This is a genomic window from Cellulomonas sp. Marseille-Q8402 (assembly GCF_965119525.1).
Map to the genome: position 1 here is coordinate 1,992,009 of NZ_CBCPLX010000001.1, position 15,507 is coordinate 2,007,515.

General features: G+C 77.2%; 13 protein-coding genes and 1 pseudogene. 4 read left to right on the top strand and 10 right to left on the bottom strand.

Translation table 11 applies throughout. The features are described from left to right. Positions 1-4: 4 nt before the first annotated feature. The 9 genes and pseudogenes from cydC to ACWPWW_RS09210 form a co-directional block, all read right to left on the bottom strand. Positions 5-1,750 (bottom strand): thiol reductant ABC exporter subunit CydC, encoded by a 1,746-nt coding sequence (gene cydC / locus ACWPWW_RS09170; protein WP_454050008.1) that lies wholly within the window; start codon positions 1,748-1,750, stop codon positions 5-7. Continuing rightward, positions 1,747-3,675 (bottom strand): ABC transporter ATP-binding protein/permease, encoded by a 1,929-nt coding sequence (locus tag ACWPWW_RS09175; protein ID WP_454050009.1) that lies wholly within the window; start codon positions 3,673-3,675, stop codon positions 1,747-1,749. The genes cydC and ACWPWW_RS09175 overlap by 4 nt, the downstream gene beginning before the upstream one ends. After that, complete coding sequence (locus ACWPWW_RS09180; RefSeq protein ID WP_454050010.1) at positions 3,672-4,787, bottom strand: WxL protein peptidoglycan domain-containing protein; 1,116 nt, start codon at positions 4,785-4,787, stop codon at positions 3,672-3,674. Before ACWPWW_RS09180 ends, ACWPWW_RS09175 begins: the two co-directional genes overlap by 4 nt. A 7-nt stretch (positions 4,788-4,794) precedes the next feature. Continuing rightward, complete coding sequence (locus tag ACWPWW_RS09185; protein ID WP_454050011.1) at positions 4,795-6,171, bottom strand: hypothetical protein; 1,377 nt, start codon at positions 6,169-6,171, stop codon at positions 4,795-4,797. A 137-nt stretch (positions 6,172-6,308) separates the two neighbouring features. Continuing rightward, entirely contained in the window at positions 6,309-7,562 is a 1,254-nt protein-coding gene (locus ACWPWW_RS09190) for a hypothetical protein (RefSeq protein WP_454050012.1), read from the bottom strand. Next, positions 7,559-8,881: a hypothetical protein gene (locus tag ACWPWW_RS09195; protein ID WP_454050013.1), complete on the bottom strand. Its 1,323-nt coding sequence runs from the start codon at positions 8,879-8,881 to the stop codon at positions 7,559-7,561. Before ACWPWW_RS09195 ends, ACWPWW_RS09190 begins: the two co-directional genes overlap by 4 nt. Continuing rightward, positions 8,878-9,702 (bottom strand): heme ABC transporter ATP-binding protein, encoded by an 825-nt coding sequence (locus ACWPWW_RS09200; RefSeq protein ID WP_454050014.1) that lies wholly within the window; start codon positions 9,700-9,702, stop codon positions 8,878-8,880. Before ACWPWW_RS09200 ends, ACWPWW_RS09195 begins: the two co-directional genes overlap by 4 nt. Next, positions 9,699-10,701, bottom strand: a pseudogene (locus ACWPWW_RS09205) (FecCD family ABC transporter permease). The gene ACWPWW_RS09200 and the pseudogene ACWPWW_RS09205 overlap by 4 nt, the downstream one beginning before the upstream one ends. Positions 10,702-10,799: 98 nt before the next feature. Then, entirely contained in the window at positions 10,800-11,936 is a 1,137-nt protein-coding gene (locus ACWPWW_RS09210) for a heme/hemin ABC transporter substrate-binding protein (RefSeq protein WP_454050015.1), read from the bottom strand. Between the two features lie 128 nt (positions 11,937-12,064). Here ACWPWW_RS09210 and ACWPWW_RS09215 point away from each other — a divergent pair, with 128 nt between their 5' ends. Continuing rightward, positions 12,065-12,586 carry a hypothetical protein gene (locus ACWPWW_RS09215; RefSeq protein ID WP_454050016.1) on the top strand — a complete coding sequence of 174 codons (522 nt, stop codon included), beginning with the start codon at positions 12,065-12,067 and terminating at the stop codon, positions 12,584-12,586. 21 nt (positions 12,587-12,607) lie between these two features. On the opposite strand, the gene ACWPWW_RS09220 is transcribed toward ACWPWW_RS09215, so the two are convergent. Further along, positions 12,608-13,006 (bottom strand): DUF5997 family protein, encoded by a 399-nt coding sequence (locus ACWPWW_RS09220; RefSeq protein WP_454050427.1) that lies wholly within the window; start codon positions 13,004-13,006, stop codon positions 12,608-12,610. A gap of 106 nt (positions 13,007-13,112) precedes the next feature. Between ACWPWW_RS09220 and ACWPWW_RS09225 the strand changes: the two genes are divergently transcribed. The 3 genes from ACWPWW_RS09225 (at position 13,113) to ACWPWW_RS09235 (ending at position 15,505) form a co-directional block, all read left to right on the top strand. Next, positions 13,113-13,976: a LysR family substrate-binding domain-containing protein gene (locus ACWPWW_RS09225; RefSeq protein WP_454050017.1), complete on the top strand. Its 864-nt coding sequence runs from the start codon at positions 13,113-13,115 to the stop codon at positions 13,974-13,976. A 7-nt stretch (positions 13,977-13,983) separates the two neighbouring features. Continuing rightward, positions 13,984-14,718 (top strand): SIR2 family NAD-dependent protein deacylase, encoded by a 735-nt coding sequence (locus ACWPWW_RS09230; protein WP_454050018.1) that lies wholly within the window; start codon positions 13,984-13,986, stop codon positions 14,716-14,718. 229 nt (positions 14,719-14,947) lie between these two features. Further along, entirely contained in the window at positions 14,948-15,505 is a 558-nt protein-coding gene (locus tag ACWPWW_RS09235) for a PadR family transcriptional regulator (RefSeq protein WP_454050019.1), read from the top strand. Positions 15,506-15,507 lie beyond the last annotated feature (2 nt).

The following is a 15,507-nucleotide window of genomic DNA, read 5'->3' on the forward strand; positions in this document are numbered from 1 at the left end:
GGGGTCAGGGGGTGGTGAGGGCGTCGATGCTCAGGACGCGGTCGGCGGTGCGGACGGCGCCGGGGCGGTGGGCGATGACGAGCACGGTGCGGCCCCGGGCGGCCTCGACCAGGGCGTCCTGGATCTCGGCCTCGGTGGCCACGTCGAGCTGGCTGGTCGCCTCGTCGAGCACGAGCACCGGCGCGTCGAGCAGCAGCGCGCGGGCGATCGCGACGCGCTGCCGCTGGCCGCCGGACAGCCGCTCGCCCATCTCCCCGACCCGGGTCTCGTAGCCGTCGGGCATGGCCGTGACCGCGTCGTGCAGGGCGGCGCGGCGGCAGGCCTCGACCAGCTGCTCGTCGGTGGCGTCGGGCGCGGCGAGCCGCAGGTTCGCGGCGAGGGTGTCGTTGAACAGGTAGGTGCTCTGCCCGACGACGGCCACGTTCCGGCGCAGGTCCTCGAGCGACAGGTCCCGGACGTCGACGCCACCCAGCAGCACCCGGCCGGCGTCGGGGTCCCAGGCGCGGGTCAGCAGGTTGACCAGCGTCGACTTGCCGGAGCCCGACGAGCCGACGACGGCGGTGGTGCTGCCGGCGGGGACGTGCAGGTCGAGGCCGGTGAGCACGGGCCGCCCGGGAGCGGGCGCACCGACCGCGCCCGGGTCGTCCGGGTCGGCGTCGGGTGCGGGGTAGGTGAAGCCGACACCCTCGAACCGGACGTCGAGCGGGCCGGACGGCACCGGCACCGGGTCGGCCGGCGAGGTGGTGGCCGGGGCGGCGTCGGTGATCCGCCAGATCCGCCGGGCCGCGGCGAAGGCCTGCTCCAGGTCGGGGGCGACGTCCTCGACGGCGAGCACCGGGGTGAACACCGCGAGCGCGAGCACGACGGCGACGGCGTAGGAGGACCAGCCGAGCGCGCCGGCCTCGACCCGGGCGGCACCGACCACCGCGACGACGACGACGGCCGCGACCATCAGCACGGCGTTCGCGGCGCGGCGCCGGGCGGTCCAGGTGGCGAGGCCGGTCAGCCCGGCGTCCACGTCCGCGGCGACGGCGGCCGCCTCGGCGCGGCGGCGACCGGCGGCGCCGAACGCCAGCACCTCGCGCACGCCCTGCAGCGACTCGGTGACGAGCTGCGCGAGCCGGCCGCGCGCCGCCCGCACCCGGGTCGCGGCGGCGGCGCTCGGGGTCCGGCCCCAGCCGGGGACGACGGCGCCGACCAGCACGAGGAACGGCAGCAGCACCAGCGCGAGCACCGGGTCGTAGCCGACGGCGAGCACCACGAGCACGGTCAGCGGGACGACGACCGCGGCGACGGCCGGGACCAGGGTGTGCGCGAAGAACACCTCGATCCGGTCGACGTCCTTGGTCGCGCGGTTGACCAGGTCGCCGGTCCGGCGGGACAGCACGCCGGCGGGCGACTGCGGCGCGAGGCGGTCGTAGAAGTCGACGCGCAGCATGGCCAGCGCACGGAACGCGACGGCGTGGCCGGTGAACTGCTCGAGGTAGCGGACCACGCCCTTGACCAGCGACAGGACGACCAGCGTCCAGACGACCGGGGCGATCGGCGCCGCCGGGTCGTCGGCGACGCGCGCGACGCCCCACGCGGACACGCCGAGCAGGGCGATGCCCAGCAGCTGGCCGACGACGCGGCAGACCAGGGACGCGGCGAGCGGCGGCAGCACGGGGCGGCCGAACCGGACGAGCCGGCGGGAGACCGCGGCGCGGGTCGGCGGGGTCCCGGGCGCGGACGCCGCGGCGGGGGTGCTCACGGGCGGGCCTCCTGCGTGGTGAGCGGGCCGGCCGCGGCGGACGCGGACAGGTCCAGCGCGCGGGCGTAGTAGGAGTCGATGCCGCCGAGGTGGTCGGGCGGCCCCTGCTCGACGATGCGGCCCTCGGCCAGCACCAGCACCTCGTCGGCACCGCGCACGGTGCTGAGCCGGTGCGCGACGACGACGACCGTCCGGCCCTCGCCTGCGCGGTCCAGGGCCTCGACCAGCGCCGACTCGGACGCGGCGTCGACCTGGCTGGTCGGCTCGTCGAGCAGCAGGACCGGGGCGTCCTTCAGCAGCGCGCGGGCGACGGCGAGCCGCTGCGCCTGGCCGCCGGACAGGGACAGCCCGCGCTCCCCCACCCGGGTCGCGAGCCGGTCGGGGAAGGACCGGACGTCGTCGGCGAGGTTGGCCTGGGCGAGCGCGTCCCAGAGGCGGTCGTCGTCCGCGTCGGGCGCGGCGAGTCGCAGGTTGTCGGCCAGCGTGCCGGTGAACAGGTAGGTGCTCTGCGCGACGACGGCGGTCTGCGCCCGCACCCAGTCGACGGGCACGGTGGTGGCGTCGTGGCCGCCCACCCGGACCTGCCCGCTGCCGGGCCGCAGGTGCGCCTGGACCAGCGCGGCGACCGTGCTCTTGCCCGAGCCGGACGGGCCGATCAGCGCGACCCGCGACCCGCGCGGCACGGTGAACGACACGTCGTCGAGCACCGGGCGGCCGCCGGGGTACGCGAACGAGACGTGCTCGAGCGCGACGGCCTCGGCCGGGACGGGCCCGGCGGCCGCGTCGGCGCGCAGCGTCGTCGTCGCCGGTGCGCGCACGCCCGGGGCGTCGCCCGCGGTGGCGGGCTGCGCGAGGACGGAGTCGATCTCCCGCACCGCGGCGCGGCCGCCCATGCCGACGTAGAAGAACTGCCCGACGCGGTCGAGGGGCTCCAGCAGCACCGTCGACACGAGCACGACCGCGATCGCCTGGCCGGGGGTGATCGCGCCGTCCCGCAGCCGGGCCATCGCGAGGCCGGCCGCGGCCGCCACCATCGCGAGCGAGAAGGAGGAGTCGATGACCAGCAGCACCAGCTGGTTGCGGGCGAGCAGGCTCATCACCATGCGCCGCAGCTGCTCGGCGGTGCGTGCGAGCTCGGCGCCCTTGGCGGACGCGCGGTTGAACGCCGTCGACGTCGGCAGGCCCTGGATCGCGTCGAGGAACTGCGCGGCGAACCGGCGGGCGGTCGTCCGGTACTGGACGGACACCCCGCGGAACGCCTTCTGGAACCCGCCGACCAGCAGCGGGATGGCGGGCAGGGCCAGGGCGAGCCAGCCGGCGACCACCCAGTCGACCGCCGCGCCGAGCGCGACCAGCGCGACGACCGGCACGGTCAGCGACGCGACGATCGGGAACTTGAAGGTGGCCTCGTAGGCGGACGCGCGCTCGACGCCGTCAGTGGCGGTCGACACGAACCGGCCCGAGCGCTCCTGCGTGCGGAACGCGACGCCGAGCCGGAACAGCTGGTCGAGCAGCACGTCCCGCCGCTCGGCCTCGCGCGGGCCGACCGCACCGAGGCTCACCCGCGGGCCCGCGAACGCCGCCGCCGCGAGCGCCACGACGCCGACGACGATCACGGCGAGCGCGCCCGCCGGGACGCCGTCGCCGGTGCGGGCGCCGTCGAGCACCGCTCCCAGCGCCAGGTACACCCCGGTGGTCCCGGCGGCGACGACCCAGGTCAGCACGGCAGGCAGCACGCTCACGCGGCGCGGCAGCGCGGGGGTCGGCACCTGCGGGGGCCCGACGGGGCCGGCGGCGGGCCGGCCGGGGTGCCCGCCGGGGTGACCTCCGGGCCGACCGCCCGGGTGACCCACCGGGTGCACGCCCGGCCGCGCGCCGGGGTGCCCGGTCGGTCGTGCGGCGTCCCCGGCGGGTCGTGGGGTCATGCGGGCTGTCCTCCGTCGTGCGGTCGCGCGGTCTCGGTGAGCACGATGCCACCAGGTCCGCCCGTGCCGCTCACCGGGAGCGCCCCGGGAGCGTCGGGTGCGACCGGGCTCACAGCGCGGGCCCGCGCGCGACGGCGGCGCAGCACGACGACGGTCACGACGCCGGCGACGACCACCAGCACCAGCGCGGCGAGCGCCCACGGCACCGCGACGACGGACGCGTCCGCCACGGACCGCGCGGTCGCACCGCCGCCGAGCCCGACGGCGGTCGCCACGGCGACCACCTCGACGTCGACGGACCCGAGGCTGCGCACGCCGTCGAGCACCACCTCGCGCTCGACGCTCGACCCGGGGAGCACCTCGACGGCCTCGTCGGCGGGCACGGCCTCGACGGTGCGCCGCGTGCCGGCCAGGCCGGCGACGGTGACGGCCTCGGTCGGCAGGATGCGGGCGTTGCCGGTGTTGCTGACCCGGTACCGCACGACGACGCTGCCGGCGCCGACCGGGTTCGCGGTGCCGTGGTGCTCGACGGACAGGTCCTCGACCGCCAGCGCGGGGGCGACCTCGCCGGCGACGCGCAGGTGCATCCGCAGGGCGAGCCGGCGGTCCAGCCGCACGGTCGAGGCGTCGTCGGCGCTGACGGCCGCGGTGATCACGCCCCCGCTGTGGTCGCCGGGGGTCGCGTCGGCGGGGACGCGGACGGTGAAGGGCACCTCGACGGAGGCGCCGGGGGCGAGGGAGACGTGCGGGAGGTCGAGGGCGACCCAGGTGCCGACGCCGGTGGACGGCTCGTCGGCGGGCAGCAGGTCGAGCTGGCCGCTGGTGGTCGTGCGGGCGTCGGCGGCGTAGACGTCGAGCTCCAGGGCGGTCTGGCCGCGGTTGGTGACGACGACGGCGTCGCGCACCTCCTGGCCGGGCTCGACCGCGTACGCGAAGTTGGCCCGCCCCGTGCCCTGGTCGCCGTCGGCGGGGACGACGCCCCAGGACAGCGCGGCGGGGTCGGCGGGATCGGTGGCGGCGGTGGCGGCGCCGGGGACGAGCAGGAGCAGCACCGCGGCGAGCAGCGCAGCCCCGAGGGAGCGGAGGGGGGTGGGGACGGGGGCGTCGGTCACGGTGCGATCAGCCGACCACGGTCAGGGTCAGGACCCCGCTGTAGTCGCCCGCCGGGGTGTCGAGCGGCAGGCGCAGGGCCAGGCCCGCGTCGACCGCCACGGTGCCCGCCGGGTGGCCGGCGGCGGCGGAGACGAGCGTGGACGCCGCGGACAGGCCGGAGCCGGTCCCGGCGGTGACGGGGGCACCGGCGACGGCGCCGACGGTGTTGCCGCTGAGCGCGGGGGTCCAGCCGAGCGCGGAGCCGTCGAAGGAGCCGGCGGTCCCGGAGAAGTCGGACACCGCGCCGTTCACGGTCCAGGCGTCGCCCGTCGCGCGGGTGTCGGACACCGTCACCTGCTTGAGCGCGCCGGCCGCCGAGAAGCCGCTGGCGTCCGCCACGGCGGTGCCGAGGCTGACGGCGCCCGCGCCGCCGCCGACGGACCAGGTGAGCTCACCCGGCTCCGGCTCGACGGGGGCGGTCGGGACGGTGACCTCGAGGTCGACGTCCTCGCCCGCACCCGTGCCCGGGTCCGTGCCGGGGTCGGTGCCCGGGTCGGTCGCGTCGACGGTCCACGCGACGCTCAGCGGCTGGGTGACCTTCTTCGGGTCGGCCGCGCCGCCCGAGGAGTACCAGTACGAGGTCTGGCCGGTCTTGCCCTGGAACGTCACGAAGGACTGCGGGAACGAGCCCCAGCTCGCGCCGGTCCGGACCTGCTCGCCGGAGGTCGGGGTGACCTCGACGCCCAGGTAGTCCGGGGTGACGGTGAAGCCGTCGGCGTCCACGCTCACGCCGGTCAGGTCCGCGAGCACGATCTGCTCGGGCGCGACCGGGACCCACTGCGACTGGTCCTCCATGGAGGTGCCGTAGCCCGACGCCGTGCCGGTCAGCTGACCGGTGCCGTCCGCCGCGACCGTGAGCACCGGGTCGCTGAACGTCCAGTACGTCATGCCGCCGTAGAACGCGACCGTGACGTCGCCGTCCCACGCGATCGACGCCGTGCCGGCAGCGACGTCCACCGTGCCGCTGCCGCCCGCGAACACCGCCTGGTTGAGCGTGCTGCTGCCGGCCGCGGGGCTCACCGCGGTGCCGGCGGGGCCGAGGCACTTGGTGGCCCAGGTCGGCTGCTCGTAGCCGCCCGCGGCGGTCGGCTTCTGGATCGTGACGTCGCCCGACGCCGACGAGTAGAACCCGTCCGCCTCGGTCCAGGTGCGGGACGACCCGGTGTTGCCGGCCTTGCCCGCGCTGAGGAAGTTGCAGCCGCCGAAGTACGCGCCGCCGCCGGTCTCCTGGTTCAGGGTCCAGCGCAGCTGGACGTCGTCGACGGTCGCCGGTGCCGCAGCGGCCGGCAGCGCGGTCACCAGCGCGGTCGTCGCACCCAGGGCGAGTGCCCCCAGGGCGGCCACGGCCCGCCGCGCTCGGTGACGGTTCGCATCCACCATCGTCAGTTCCTCTCGGTCGGTGCCGGGCGGGGGCCCGGCGGGGGTCCGGGCGCCGTGCGGCGCCGCGGGGGTCCGGCCCGGCGACTGCGCCGGCCCGGGAGTCAGCGCCACGGCAGGACGAGCCAGCCGCGGCGGAAGCCGATGACGGTGCCGGAGCCGGCGAGCAGCAGGCCGGTCAGCCCCCATGCGGCGCGGTCGCCGCCGGTGCCGGCCGCGGTCGCCGCGGGCACCAGGCTCGGCAGGTCGCGGCCGACGGTCAGCGCGGTCACGGCCGGGACGGCGGGCAGGCCGTCGGCGGCGGCGAGCACGCCGGCGCCGGCAGCGGTCGTCGCGCGGGGCACGACCCGGTTGCCCGCCGCGGTCAGCGACGCGGTGCCGGTGCCCGTGGCCGCCGGCCGCTCGTCCGCCGGGACCAGCGCCTGGTCCGCGTCGTAGGAGACGTAGAGCGGGGTCGCGGGCTTGCGGGCGTCGGCCGCGCCGCCGGTGGAGTACCAGTAGCCCGCCTGCCCGGTCCGGGTCTGGAAGTCGACGAACGACTGCGGGAACGCGCCCCAGTCGGCGCCGTCGCGCACCTGCGCGGTCCCCCCGGCGGGCACGCTCACGGTGACGCCGCGGTAGCGCGGGGTGCCCGCGAAGCCGCGCTCGTCGGCGCCGACGTCCACGCCGGTCAGCTCGGCCAGGACGATCGTGGTCGGGTCGAGCCGCTCCCACCGCGACTGGTCGGTCATCGACGTGCCGAAGCCGCCGGCGGTCGCGGTGAGGCGCGCCGAGCCGTCCGCCGCGACGGTCAGCACCGGGTCGGACGCCCACCAGTACGTCATGCCGCCGTACATCACGACGGAGAACGTCCCGGTCCACCGGACCGTCGCCGTGCCGGTGGCCGGGTCGACCCGACCGGTGCCGCCCTCGAGCACGACCTGCGTCTCCGTGCTGAGGCCGTTGCCCGTGGTGACGGTCCGCCCGTCGCGGTCCTGGCAGCGGTTCGCCCACGTCGCCGGGGCGTACGTGCCGTCCGCGCCGGGCTTCTCCACCCGCACGTCGTCCTGCACCGCGCGGTACAGCCCGTCGGCCGCCGACCAGACCCGGGCGCTGCCGGCGTCGCCGTCGGTGCCGGGCACGCCGGCCATGAGGAAGTTGCACCCGCCGAAGTACGCGCCCGAGCCCGTCTCCGTGTTCAGCGACCAGCGCAGGCTCGCGTCGGAGACGGTGAACGGCAGGCCCGAGCGGTCGGGGACGGTGACGGTGAGCTCCATCGCGTCGCCACCGGGGTCCGTGTCCGACGCCGCCGACGCCGCCGGGGCGAGCCCCAGGAGCAGGCCCGCGGTGGCGGCCGCGACCGCGAGGGCGCGCCTCACCGGTCACCGCCGGTCGTCGCGTGGGCCGGCGTCGGGGCCGGCGTCGGGGCCGGCGCGGGGGCCGGCGTCGGGGCCGGCGCGTGGGCCGGCGCGTGCGCGGGCGCGGGGCCGGTCGCGACCGGGACCCGCACGGGCGGGAGGGTCTGCGTGCGGTCCGCGCCGGCAGCGCCGGCCGCCGGCAGCGCAGAGGGACCGGCGCGCCGCCCGGCCCGCTTCCGGCGCAGGGCCGTGACGAAGGACAGCAGGACGACGACCAGCAGCAGCGCCCCGGCGCCGGCCACGGCGAGCTCCGGCGCGGACAAGCCCGTGACCACACCGAGCGCGCCGTCGTCGCCGTCGGACGCGGCGGACGCGTCGGCCGCGGCGACCAGGTCGGCGGCGTTCGCCTCGGCGGGGTCGCGGGTGACCGTGACCTCGACCTCGGGCGCCAGCCCCGACTGCGCGCCGGTCAGCTTGAGCACGTGGGTGCCGACCCGCAGATCCGACGGCAGCTGCAGCACGCCGGCGACCTCGCCGTGCGCCCCGGCGGTGAGCGGCCCGACCGACACGACGCCGGAGTCGAGCGTGCCGACCACCTGCTCGCCGGGCTCGAAGCCCTGCGCGGCGAACGTCATCGCGCGGCCCTGCACGGCGGTCGCGCGGTCCACCCCGAGCGAGGCGGGTGCGCGCTCGGTGGCGACCTCGGCGGCCGGTGCGCCGGTAGTGGTCTCCGGCGCGGCTCCGCCGGCGGCCGGTGCCGCGGCCCCGAACGTGATCGGCGTGAACGTCTCGTTGGACGGGTTCACGACGCCGTGCGCACCGAACGTGATCACGCCGCACTGCACCTGGGTGCAGTCGACCTCGGACTGCGCGCCCGACCGGTCCTGCGACACGAAGCGTGCGCCCGGGATCACCAGGTCGGTGGACCAGGTGCCGTCCGCGGCGATCAGCCCGCCGTTGGCGGCACCCGCCGTGTCGGAGCCGGGGAACGCGACGAACCGCTGGAACCCCTGGTTCTGCGTCGACTCGGTGTCCGGCGCGTACCGGTAGTCGGCGCCGGTCCGGCCACCCGCCGACGGCTTCCACGTGCCGCCCGCCGGGTCCGACACCCAGCCGAACACGACGTAGATGCCGCCGAACGCGCCGTCGATCGACTGGAACCCGGCACCGCTCACGCGCACGGTGCTCGGCCCGTCCGCGGACACGGTGCCGCCCGAGACGGTGACCGACGCGGCGGCCGCGGCGGGCCCTGCGGCGACGAGCAGGCCGGCGAGCGCGAGCACCGCGGTCGCCGCAGCCGTCAGCGCGCGGGCGACGGGGCCGGGTGCGGGGTGGGTCATCGGGCGGGCTCCGTCTCGTGCGAGGGGTCGGTCGTCGGGGTCGGCGCGGCGGACCGGTCGGGCAGCACCAGCGGCGCCCCGGTCCGCGGGTGCGGCACGACCTCGACCGGGTAGCGGTAGACCTCGGTCAGCAGCGGGCCGGTCAGCACGTCGCGCGGTGCGCCGAGCCCGCGCAGCCGCCCGCCGGCCAGCACGGCCACGCGGTCCGCGTAGGCGGCGGCGAGCGACAGGTCGTGCAGCACCGCGACCACGGCGTCCCCGGCGCGGGCCCGGTCGCGGGCGCGCTCCAGCAGCAGCTCCTGGTGCCGGATGTCGAGGGCGGCGGTCGGCTCGTCCAGCAGCAGCACGCGGGTGGCCTGCGCGCGGGCCCGGGCGAACGCGACGCGCGCCTTCTCGCCGCCGGACAGCGACGGGAACCGGCGGGCGGCGAGGTGCTCGACCTCGGCCTCGCCGAGCGCGGCGGCGACGGCGCGGTCGTCGTCGTCCTCCAGCTCGGTGCCGCGCCACGGGGAGCGGCCCATCCGCACGACGTCGGCGACGGGGAACGGGAAGGACAGCGTGTGCTCCTGCAGCAGCACCGCGCGGCGGCGGGCCAGGTCGGCGACCTTGAGCCGGCGGACGTCGGCGCCGGCGTACCGGACCTCGCCGCGGGTCGGCGTCAGGTCGCCGGCCAGCACGCCGAGCAGCGTGGACTTGCCCGCGCCGTTCGGCCCGACCACCGCCAGCACCTCGCCGGCGCGCACGTCCAGGTCGACGCCGTCGAGCAGCACCGCGCCCTCGACGGCGAACGCCACGTCGCGCGCGGCGACGGCGGCGGTCACGCCCAGCCCCCCGCCTGCCGGCGCGTGCGCCGGATCAGCCAGAAGAAGAACGGCCCGCCGACCAGGGCCGTGAGCATGCCGATCGGCAGGTCCGCGTACGCCACGGCGGTGCGGGCGACCAGGTCCGCGGCGACCAGCAGCACGGCGCCGCCGAGCGCGCTCAACGGGACGAGGGCCCGGTGCCCCGGCCCGACGGCCATCCGCACCAGGTGCGGCACGACCAGGCCGACGAACGACACGATCCCGCAGAACGCGACCGCCGCCCCGGTCAGCAGGGCGACCGCGACGATGCAGACAATCCGCAGCCGCTCGACGTCCACGCCGACGTGCCGCGCGGCCCGCTCCCCCAGCGACAGCAGGTCCAGCCGCCGGGCCACGAGCAGCGCCACGGCCAGCCCGACCACCACGAACGGCGCGACGACGGCCACGTACTGCCAGCGGGTGCCGTTCAGGCTGCCGAGCTGCCAGAACACGATCTGCTCGCGTGCCTGGGTGTCGCCGAGGAACGTGAGGAACGCGATGCCCGCGCCGCAGACGGCGTTCACCGCGACCCCGGTGAGCACCAGCGTGACCACCTCGGTGCGGCCGCCGGAGCGCGCCAGCAGGTAGACGGCCAGCGTCGTGACCAGCCCGCCCGCGAACGCCAGCGCCGCCGATGTGAACGGCCCGAGGAACGACAGCCCGAACACGATGCCGGTGCACGCCGCCAGCGCCGCTCCCGAGGACACCCCGACGACGCCGGGCTCGGCCAGCGGGTTGCCGAACACGCCCTGCATGACGGCGCCGGCCGTCGCGAGCGCGGCGCCGACCAGCAGCGACATGACGACCCGCGGGAACCGGATGGTCCACAGCGCGGCGTCGCCGTTCGGGTGGGCGGGCAGGGGCCCGACGTCCAGCCCGAGCCGGTGCAGCACCGACCCGAGCACCTCCGCGGGCGGCACCCGCAGGCTGGCCGGAGCCGGCGGACACGACCGCGATCACCAGCAGGGCGACGACCAGGCCGGCGGCGAGCAGGGCGACGCGGCGGGGCCGCGCGGGCGGCAGGGCGGGGGCCGGGCGCGCCGGACGGACCCCGGCCTCCGGCTCGCGCAGCGCGGTCACGAGGCGTCCGGCGCGTAGAAGGCACGCGCCAGGGCGTCGAGCGTGCTGCCCGAGGTCGGCCCGAACGAGAGGATCTGCGTGTCGGCCATGTCGACGACGCGGCGGTGCTCGCCGGCCGGGGTCTGCGCGACGGCCGGCAGCTGCTCCAGCAGCCCGTCGACCCCGCCGACCGACTCCAGGCCCTGGGTCATCACCAGCACCAGGTCGGGCTGCGCGGCGATCAGCCCCTCGTCGGTGATCGGGCGCATGCCGTCCCAGCCGATCTCCCCGGCGACGTCCACGCCGCCGAGCGCCGTGATCAGGGAGTCGGCGCCCGACCCGGACCCGAACATGTAGTAGACGCCGGCCTGGCCGCGCAGGTAGAGGAACACCACCCGCAGCCGGTCGGCGGGGTCCTGCGGCGCGAGCCGCGCGATCTGCGCGGTGACGTCGTCGATCTCGGCCTGCGTGCGTGCCGCGAGCACCGCGCCCTCCTCCGGCAGCCCGACGGCCGCGGCCACCGAGGCGATCAGCTCGTCGACGGTGTCCAGGCTGCGGTGCGCGTCGACCACGACGACGGGGATGCCCGCGTCCCGCATCTGCAGCACGGTGTCCCAGGGACCGAGCGTGGTGTCCGTGATGATCAGCGTCGGCGCGAGCTCGAGGATCGCCTCGCCGCTGAGCTCGTGCCCGTTGCTGGTGACGAGCGGCCGGTCGGCGATCTCCGGGAAGTCCGACGACACGTCGCGGCCCACGACGCTGTCCCCGAGGCCGAGCTCGAAGACGACGCGCGACGTCGACCCGTACAGGTCCAGCGCCAGGATCCGGCTGGTGTCCGTCACGGTGACCGCGGTGCCCTGCGCGTCGGTCACGGTCGCGGGGAGCACGGGCCGGGCGTCCTCGGTCACGGGCTCGACGGGCGTGGCGGCGGACAGCGCCGTCTGCTCCCCGACGTACGCGCGCGGGTCGTCCAGCGGCGTGAGCTCGCTCAGCGCGGGGCGGTCGTCGGCGACCGCCGCGGCGCCGCCGCCCGAGCCCGCCGCCACGCCGCACCCGGCGAGCACGGCCACGAGCACGGCCGTGACCAGCACCGGGACCGTCCGGCGACGGGTACGAGCACGGGACGCGAGGCCGGACGGACGGCGCGGGGACATGGCAGGCAGCTCCAGTGAGGGAAGGTAAGCAGAACCTAAGTTAGGAAACCCTCAGAAGACAAGACGCATCGGGACATCCGGGACATCTCGGATGCATCGACCGTGCCGCCGCGGCCTAGCCTGGGCCGGTGCAGACCGCCGACGAGAGCCGCCCCCGGCCCACCCCGCAGGAGCGCGCCGACCGGCTCAAGGAGCGGGTCTACGTCACGTTCGCGGCGCTCGCCGTGGTGATCACGCTGCGGTCGCACGGCGAGGAGACGACCGCCGCGGTCGCCGCGACGACGCTGCTGATCACGGTCGGGGGCACGCTGCTCGCGGTGCTGCTCGCCGACGTGGTGTCGCACCTCGCCGTGCACGCGGCGCTGCCGAGCGCCGCCGAGGCCCGGCACATGGTGGCGGTGTGCACCGGCGCGCTCGGCGTCCTGGTGCTGCCGATGATCTTCCTGGCGTTCGCCGGCGCCGGGTCGTGGGAGGTCGACGCGGCGCTGCGGGCGTCCACGATCGCGCTGGTCGTCAGCCTGGGCGTCGTCGCCCGGATCGCGGTCCGCCGCATCGCGGTGCCGCGCTGGCAGAAGCTGCTGGTCCTGGTCGCCGTCGTGGCGCTCGGGTTCGCCGTCGTCGGGCTGGAGCTGCTCGCGCACGGCGGCTGAGGCCGCCGTGCGCCGGGGGCGTCAGCCCTGCTGCGGGTCCTGCTGCGCCGGCTTCTCGGCGCGCTCGGCGGCGCGGGCGGCGTCGCGCTCGCGCAGGCGCTGCTCCTCGCGCTTCACCTCGGCCTGCGTCGCCCGCTCCCGGTGCAGCCACTCGGGGCTCTCGGCGATGATCGCGTCGATCTCCTCGGTGGTCAGCGGGTCGGTCAGGCCGTTGCGGGCGAGGCCGGACGTGGAGATGCGCAGCCGCGCGGCGACGACCGACCGCGGGTGCGGACCCGTGCGGCGCAGCTCCGTGAGCCACTCCGGCGGCGTGCGCTGCAGGGCGTCGAGCTCCTCGCGGGACACCGGACCGTCCTGGAACTCCGCGGGCGTCGCCGGCAGGTACACGCCGAGCTTGGCGGCCGCGGTCGTCGGCTTCATGGTCTGCGACGTGCGCGGACGGCGGGCGGGGGTCGCCGGGGTGGACGAGGAGTCGGAAGTCACCGCACCAGGATACGGACCCGGCGGCCCGGCTACGCTGGCGCCGATGTCCGAGCACCCCGAACCCCTCGCTCCGGAGGACCTCGCGCCCGAGGACCTCGCCCCCGCACCGCCGGAGCCGAGGCCGGCGGCGGCACCCCCGCGCGACGACCGGCCGGCCTTCCGGCTGCTGCTCGCCCCGGGCGTCGTGCCCGCGTCCTGGGTGCGGACGTGGCGCGAGCGGGTGGCCGACGTGCCGCTCGAGCTGGTGCACGCCACCGACGCCGAGGCCGGGCCCGCGCTGGCGGAGGGCCGGGCCGACGCCGCCCTGCTCCGGCTGCCCGTCGACCGGGACCTGCTGTCCGCGATCCCCCTGTACGTCGAGACCAGCGTCGTCGTGCTGCCGAAGGACCACGTGCTCACGGCGCTGGACGAGGTGCGCCCCGGCGACCTCGCCGACGAGACCCTGCTGGTCCCCGCCGACGACGTGCTGCGCTGGGCCGACCCGCCGGGCGAGCCGTCCGCGCTGCCGACGCCCGCGACGACCGAGGAGGCCGTCGCCCTCGTCGCCTCCGGCGTGGGGCTGGTCGTGGTGCCGCAGTCGCTCGCGCGGCTGCACCACCGGCGCGACGTCACCTACCGGCCGGTCACCGGCGCCCCGACGGCGCAGGCGGCGCTCGCCTGGCCCGCCGCCCACGACGGCGACCCGCTGGTCGAGGAGCTGATCGGCATCGTGCGCGGGCGCACCGCCAACAGCTCCCGCGGCCGGGGGGCGGCCGCTGCCGACACCCCGGCGCAGACGAAGGCGACGCCGACCAAGGGTCCCGCCTCGGGCGGCCGCGGCGCCGCTCCCGCGCGCGGCCGCGGCGGACGTCCCTCGTTCGGGTCCGGCGGCGGTCGCGGCCGGTCCCGCGGCGGGCGCGGGCGCTGAGGTGCACATGCCCGCCCCCGGGCTGCGGGTCACGGTGCTCACCGGCGCCGGCGTCTCGACCGGCTCCGGCATCCCCGACTTCCGCGGGCCCGAGGGGACGTGGACCCGGCACCCGGAGCAGGCCGAGCTGCTGGAGATCCGGCGCTACGTCGCCGACCCGGACGTCCGCCGCCGGGGCTGGGCGGCCTGGCGGGACCACCCTGCGCTCACCGCGCAGCCGGCCGCCGGGCACCGCGCCCTCGTCGACCTGGAGCGCGCCGGCCGGCTGCAGGCGCTGCTGACCCAGAACTTCGACGGCCTGCACCAGGCCGCCGGCTCCGACCCGGGCCAGGTGGTCGAGCTGCACGGCACGCTGCGCACCACCTCGTGCCTGGCGTGCGGCGCCCGGCAGCCGACCACCGACGTCCTCGCGCGCCTCGCCACCGAGCCCGACCCGCCGTGCACCACGTGCGGCGGTGTGCTCAAGCCCGACGTCGTCTACTTCGGCGAGCGGCTGCCGGACCGACCGCTCGAGCGCGCGATCGCGGCGGCGCAGGACGGCGACGTCTTCCTCGCGGTGGGGACCACGCTCACCGTCGAGCCCGTCGCGAGCCTCGCCGGGCTCGCCGCCGAGTCGGGCGCCGAGCTGATCGTCGTGAACGCCGAGCCGACCCCGTACGACCCGCTGGCGGACCGGGTCGTCCGCGAGCCCATCGAGCGGGCGCTCCCCGCCCTGGTCGCGGAGCTGCTCACGCGCGACTGACGCGCCGCCCGCACGCCCGCGGTGCCCGCCGTGCCCGCCGTGCCCGCCGTGCCCGCCGTGCCCGCCGGCGAGGTCGTCACTCCCGCACGAGGTCGTCACTCCTGCGGGACGACCTCGTGCCGGAGTGACGACCTCGTGCGGCAGGAGGTCGCGCGACGTCGGCCCGCGGCTTTGCTGTAGTGCGCAGGTACGTCTATGCTCCGCGTGGAGTAATCAAGAAGGAGCATGCATGGCCACCGGTCTCACCCCGCTCGCGGTCGCGGTCCTCGCGCTGCTGGTGGAGCGCGCCATGCACCCGTACGAGATGCACCAGGTCCTGCTGCACCGTGCCACCGACCGGATCGTCAAGGTCCGCCCGGGCTCGCTCTACCACGCCGTCGACCGGCTGCACCGCGACGGCCTGGTCCGCGCCGTCGGCACGGAGCGTGCGGGCAACCGCCCCGAGCGCACCACCTACGAGATCACCGCGTCCGGCCGCGACGCCCTGGCCGACCAGCTCGCCGCGATGATCTCCGCGCCCGTCAACGAGTACCCGCGGCTCCCGCTCGCGCTGGCCGAGGCGCACCACCTGCCGCGCGCCACCGTCCTCGAGCTGCTGCGGGACCGGGTGGCGCGGCTCGACCACGAGCTCGACGTGCTGCGCGGCGGCGTCGCGACCGTCACCGCGAAGCAGCTCCCGGCCCGCTACTGGGTCGACCTGACCTACCAGATCGCCGTGTACGAGACCGAGCAGCGCTGGGTCTCCACCTTCATCGAGGGCATCGAGTCCGGCGACATCGCCTGGTGACC